At 41.7% G+C, this 6,293-nt stretch carries 4 protein-coding genes; all 4 read right to left on the minus strand.

What is annotated here, in order from left to right; genetic code table 11:
- Positions 1-350 precede the first annotated feature (350 nt).
- Positions 351-1,799: a hypothetical protein gene (locus KDN35_RS19590; RefSeq protein ID WP_212133722.1), complete on the minus strand. Its 1,449-nt coding sequence runs from the start codon at positions 1,797-1,799 to the stop codon at positions 351-353.
- 109 nt (positions 1,800-1,908) lie between these two features.
- On the minus strand, positions 1,909-2,856 hold the full coding sequence (locus KDN35_RS19595; protein ID WP_212133724.1) for a BsuBI/PstI family type II restriction endonuclease: 948 nt from the start codon (positions 2,854-2,856) through the stop codon (positions 1,909-1,911).
- Entirely contained in the window at positions 2,853-4,331 is a 1,479-nt protein-coding gene (locus KDN35_RS19600; RefSeq protein WP_212133726.1) for an Eco57I restriction-modification methylase domain-containing protein, read from the minus strand. Before KDN35_RS19600 ends, KDN35_RS19595 begins: the two co-directional genes overlap by 4 nt.
- A 232-nt stretch (positions 4,332-4,563) precedes the next feature.
- On the minus strand, positions 4,564-6,174 hold the full coding sequence (locus KDN35_RS19605) for a recombinase family protein (RefSeq protein WP_212133728.1): 1,611 nt from the start codon (positions 6,172-6,174) through the stop codon (positions 4,564-4,566).
- Positions 6,175-6,293: the final 119 nt, after the last annotated feature.

Consider the following 6,293-nt stretch of genomic DNA (forward strand, 5'->3'; position numbering starts at 1 on the left):
GCTCGGCCTTCGCCCCCTCCGTCCGTTCGGACTTGCAAGTTCAAATCCTGCACCAGCCTGTACATAACAAAAAAGCACCCACATTAGGGCGGGGGATAATCGGAATCCTCCCTTTCCTTTGCTCGCTTCGCTCGCTTGTTTAACGGTCGGATTCCGAGCGGCCTCCCTTCGCTTCGCTCCGCTCGGCCTTCGCCCCCTCCGTCCGCTCGGACTTGCGAGTCCGATCCCGGCTCGCCTGACGCAAAAATAAAAAGCACCTCAAGGGTGCTTTTATTTTTGCGTATGGTGGAGGCGGGGGGATTCGAACCCCCGTCCGAAAATAGCGACACATAAGCATCTCCGAGAAAATATTACCCGATTATTTTCTGCAAGGCGACGACTTTCCTGTTAAATCTAGTGTCATCTTTCATTTTATCATACGGGCCACTGTAACTTATTATTTCATCTATCAATTCAACCGCCGCACTAGATGTTACTTTAACCCTTAACATTTCTAGCAGTTCTCGATACTTTCTTTGACACAGAGAGAACTGTAACCTACTAGAGATTACTCGTTCGTTAAAAGAAAGAACTGCCATCAAGGCTTGTGTGGAATCGAACTGCTTAATTAGATCATGGTAAATTGGTTCAGCATTCCAAGCCGGCCCATTACCATTTGTCAAAAACACCTCCACTAATGTAAGTACATATTTTTTATTGATTTGTGGAGGCACATTCCCAGTTTGTCCAACAAGGCGGAATAATTCACGTGCAAACGGTGGTTCATTATAAAAATTGTTTAAACCCCTATGTGCAGTTAGCAGATTATCGAGAGCTGTCTCTATCTCAGCTGAGCGTAGGCTATCTGGTATATACGATTCACCGTTAACAACTTGTAAAAAGCCTCTTGCTAAAGCTTGTTCTTCCTGGTCATTGTTAGCCACAAATTTACCGTATCTAACCCCAAACATTTGTTTAGTTGGCTCATCAACAAATTCCCACAGAACAGGAAGCAGTCTGTGTATATTCTCTCGTGTTTGAGAAGTAGTGTCTTGTCTAGTATAAATCCCAAATAACCCCTGTGCTAAAGTATTTGCTTGTTCTTGAGTTAAGTTAATGAAGAAGGTAGAAATTTGTCTCGCTTCTTCCTCTGTAATCACGTTAGTTTTAATATTTGCTAATAGCTTTTTAATTTCAACAGTAATATTGGACAATGGAAGAGAGATCACTTCATTAATGCACGTTTCTAACCAAGCAATTAGTTGTAGACCTGTTATTTCATTTTGATTAGGATGAGCGGCACTTGCCCAGTTTCTCATATAACGAATAAAGTCAAGATGTTTAAAACCAAGTTCAGAAATAAGGCCAATTTCCTTAGCACCATGTATTAGTTCACTGTCATCAATTTTTTCAAGATCATTTTCATCTTTTAATCTTTTTCGTTTCTCTTGACTATTAACTGCATTATCGTAAAAATATGATAGGTCATATTGAGCTACCCGGTTTCTTAATTCATTAATTGTTTCGTCCCATAAATAATTAAGTGCCGCGTCAAATAGACCTGAAGCTACAGCCGCAATAAATTTTGAAATATAAAGGGATTGACTCTTGCGTTCTTCATCCAATTGTGTAATTGCATCTGGTATGTTTCTGAACACTGTAATTCTTTGATTGATTGGCACTAATACTGATGCAGTAGGCAACCCGTTACTCACGAGGAAACCCAATAAACTTTCTTCAAATTGTCTAATCTCTAAATTGCTATTTGATGGCAGACTAATTTGTGACTCTTTTTTTACAACCTCTAGTTCTTTGTCCACTAGACACCATCCCCCCACTTGTTCTTACACTACTTTTTTACCACGTTTGCAAAAAAAGGTAAACGATAAGAAGCCACTGTCGTCTAGTACATTCAGTGGCTTCTTTTTGTTATTCTTCATTGTATGGCCCCAAGAAACGAACACCGTTAAAATGAATTAAATGCGAAGGAGCATCTGCAACCCAAACCTCAGTTTCCCATGCAATTTCAGGAAGGTATCTAGCCATTACAGCACGTGATGGAAACGCTGTAACATACACCAAACCAGCGGAAGACCCTGCGAATAGCCGGGCCAATTCCTCATGTCGCTTTCCATCAACGGGGCCATGACTAGTAACTGACTCTACTAACAACAGCCAATTACGTTCGGGATAGTAAAGAACTACATCTGGCATCTTACCATGTGTATCTACCGTTACACCAAGTCTCGCCAGCAAAGCTTCATCAAAATAGCCCCACTTGTCTCCAGTATCACCTGCATAAATTAAAATTCCACCAGGTACAAATCGTGGGCCAAATTCTTCAATGATCGCTTTTATCAACTCACTATGTTCGCCTGGACTTAAATGAATTTCCTTGTCAGGTGCAATCTGAACAGGAACTCGATTCTGCTCTCTCTCCCTTGCATATCTCTCAGCTAAAGTTTGGCGTACGGAAAGATAGTCACTGAGATTAGATTCCCAATCAGTAGTACCATATGTCTTAAGGAGAGATAACACTTCCGGCACAATTTGGTAAACAGCTTTTGGACTGTTTACAGATCTCGACGGCTTATCAGGATTATATAGTGCTATCCCAGCATCAACGAACTGATGCATTGTTTGTCGCCTAAAAGCTTCACGCGTGTTGGGAGCGTACACCTTATCGTAGTGTTCTCGGCAAAATCTCATAATTGGTGTAATTCCCATTAACGGATTATCTGCTTGCTTCCATGTCTTATCAGGTGTCAGGTTCAGTAACGCCAGTAGACAGAGTGCGGAACGCTCGTTTTGTTGTGCTCGTGGCAGTCCCAGTGCGACAAGTATTTTTAAAGCATCCTCTATGTTCTTATGGTTCATAATATTTCCTCCAACTTTTGGTCAATATCCTGTTGGGAAATTGTTTCATATGCCCTAACCCATTTACCAAGTTCAATTAGTGTTTCTCTACTCGGGTATTTTAAATTTCGTAAATCGGTTGCATTAACTTGTGTATGGCCGTTAAAGATACGGAAGTATTCATCGACAACCGTTGAGTTTAAGTAAACAAACAATCCATAGGCAAGTTCTTCTGGAAGCCCTTGTTTTTTACAATGGAAGACATTCAAATGATTCTCAAAACCGAGCAATGGGTAATCAAAATATGCAGGGTTGACTACACCAGCTACAACACGTCTCTTCTCTTCTTTTGACGAGAAGCGTCTTACTACTGTATAGAAACCATTTTTATATAACCATTTTTCAGTTTTAGGATTAAGCATTATAGCATTAGGCTTTTTCATTCCAGGTTTAGGCCATTCAGTTAACTGCCCGACAAAATGCATTGGATAAAGTAAGGGAACGGCTCCAGGCTCGGGCATGTCCCTTAAGTGTTCTTTGACACGAAAATCGACGACTGGCCCTGTGGAAAGATCAATTCCTAAGTCTTGCAATGAATAATTAATATTCGATGAGATATCGATAGGATTTCTCTCTAAAGATGTAGGAATATGGATAAAGAACTCTTGATCATTAGGTAAAACAACTCGGTTAAATGGATGAAGATAAGCCTGATAATCAGTAAAGCTGTCATCTGTAGACGTAGAAATTGTAACTTCTCCTTGTTGTGCTCCACACTCCAATAAGATGATTACATTTTCTTGTAGTACACTTTCATCCTTAAAGGCCTTATTACGGGCTCCGAAGAGATGAATATGTTTAATAGCAGACCGCTCAAAAATGTATTGGCGAAATGGACGAAAATATGGGCCGTTACAGAAGCTACGCGGAATAATAGCAACTAGTTGACCGCCTTGCTCCATCAATGCCAATGTTAGGGCTACAAATGCTGAATATAGATTAACCGTTTCAATTCCGACTTGACGAAGTAATAGGCGATGGCGGGAATTGCTGTTCATCTTCTTGTAAGGGGGGTTTAGAATTGCATGCGTGAAACGCATTTCCCCCTCACTTTGAATCATGTTAATTGCCTGCTCTATGAAATCTCCTTTCAAAACTTTGACATCAAGTGGTAGTTTGTCTTTATATACCCCTAAAGATGCCGACAAATGGTCGTGTAACTTGTGATCGAGTTCAGAGGCCACCACTTCAACACTTTCAAATGTGAATCCTCTGGTCGCCCATCGTTCAAGAAAGGCACACGATAAAGAACCTACGCCGGCACCTGGATCAAGGAGTCGAGCATTTTGTATGTTTACGTTTGTAAAAAGGGAAGCCATAAACCTAGCGATAGTAGACGGCGTCATAAACTGACCTAGCTCTGATTTACGTTTTGGGTCTGTTTTACTTGAAACTTTCAATCGTACGCTATCTATCTGTTCAAGAAACTGTTGCATTCTGTCCACCAACTCTCTGAAGCATATGGTTATATTCTACTATACATTCCGGTTCGATTACTCATTTCAGATTTTTCAATGCCATTCCCCCCTTAGTCAAGGGGCAACAGTCAAACCTTTTCGTTGAACCTTTTATTCGTCACGTAGTACTCAATTAAAGAATGTCCATGCAGAGGAAGATGACCCCTCTTCCCCTGCATGTGTTCTTGTGTAACTGAAATAAGTCTGCTGTTTATTTAGCAAGTTCCCAATCAGCAACAATCATCTTCTGATACAACACTTGCTCGCCATACTTCAGATTCATTGTTATCTGCACCATCTTTGTCTCCCTTTGAATAATCACACTAGAGACAAATTTGCCGAAATACTCATTAAGCAGTTGAGGATTCGGCACCTCTTCATTAAGCAAGTTGATCAGGTTTCTGATGTCATGCTTGATTGAGTCTATGGCCGTTTCAGGAAGTATCAGCTCTTGATATAAATTCTTCTTGTGAGCATACTCAGCTTCCTTCTCTTTCAACTCTGCCTGCATTTCAGTGATGACATCTTCATAGTACGCTTTTCCACCTCCTGTTTGAAGCTCTTGCCGCATTTGCTCTATCCTCTTCTTCAGAAAACCAATTTCCGTTTCCAAGCCCGTTATTGACGCGACAACGTGTTTATTTGAGTCTCTATGGTACTGGTGAATCTCCCCTACAATCTGGTCATCAAAAGTCAGTCGGAGCAATGCACTTCGTAGTTTATTAGCAACGATTTTCTCTATCTGTTCTTTCCGCCAACCAACGTAAGGGCAAAAATCCTTACCTTTTCGCATATACCCACCGCAGATGTAATACTTTTGTCCGCCGTATTTCCTGGTTGTCGATGTCGAATGGCCGACCATCCGTGAGTTGCATTTGTCGCAGTAAAAGATTCCCCTGAGCCAGAATGGAGAGTTAGGCTTCGTTTGGAACGGCTTATGCGTTTCACCCCCGCCGTTGTTCCTTTCTTTCGCTCTCTTTTGGCATAGATTAAACAACTCCTCAGTGATGATGGCCGGATGTGCATTTTCGGTTACGATCCATTCAGAGCGGTCTTTCCACTTCTTCCCCTTCGTTTGATAGTCTTGTTTGTTCCACACTTTCCGGCCAATATACGATTCATTGAAGATAATAGCCCGAATCGTGCTTGCCGACCATTTCCCGCCTTTCTGTGTGGGTACTCCTTTCTCATTAAGTGTATTGGCGATTTTCTTGTACCCTGAACCTTCGTAAGCATACTGATGGAAAATCCAACGAACAATATCAATCTCTTCCCGCGGGCCGAGTACCCATACCGCTTTTGTTTTGCTGGCTCCCAACGCAATATGTTCGGTACGGTATCCGTAGGGAGGTGTACCGCCGTTGTTGTATCCTTGCTTCGCGTTTTGCGTCATTCCCTTTTTGACCTCAGATGCAAGATTCGCGTTGTAGAATTCACTGATTACCTCAAGCATCCCTTCCAAAAGCAAATCCTGTGGAGTTTCCGCCTCTGTCTGTTCGATAACGGATATCACCTTAACGCCGCACTTGTTAAGTAACGCTTTGTAGATAACGTGATCATCCCGTTTACGCGAAAAGCGATCAAACTTGTGAACTACAATTGCATCAAAAGGTCTGTTTGGCCTCTTCGCTAATGCGATCATTTTCTGAAACTCAGGACGATTATCAGTCTTTGCTGACTTCGCCTTCTCAATGTACTCACCAACTATGATCCAGCCTTTCTCCTGACAATATTGCTGGATGGCTTTCAATTGAGCGGGAATAGACAATTCCTTTTCTGCTTGACGCTCCGACGATACACGAACATAAGCAACTACTTTCATTGATCAACCTCTCCTTGTATGTTGATTTTTGGGCATAAAAAAAGCAGGTACACCGTTGTTTGGCATACCTGCATGAAAACGATATTTGGTTACTTGCATAACTTACGTGTCATTAGGGA

Source organism: Brevibacillus sp. NL20B1, from assembly GCF_018195675.1.
Classification (GTDB): Bacteria; Bacillota; Bacilli; order Brevibacillales; family Brevibacillaceae; genus Brevibacillus; species Brevibacillus aydinogluensis.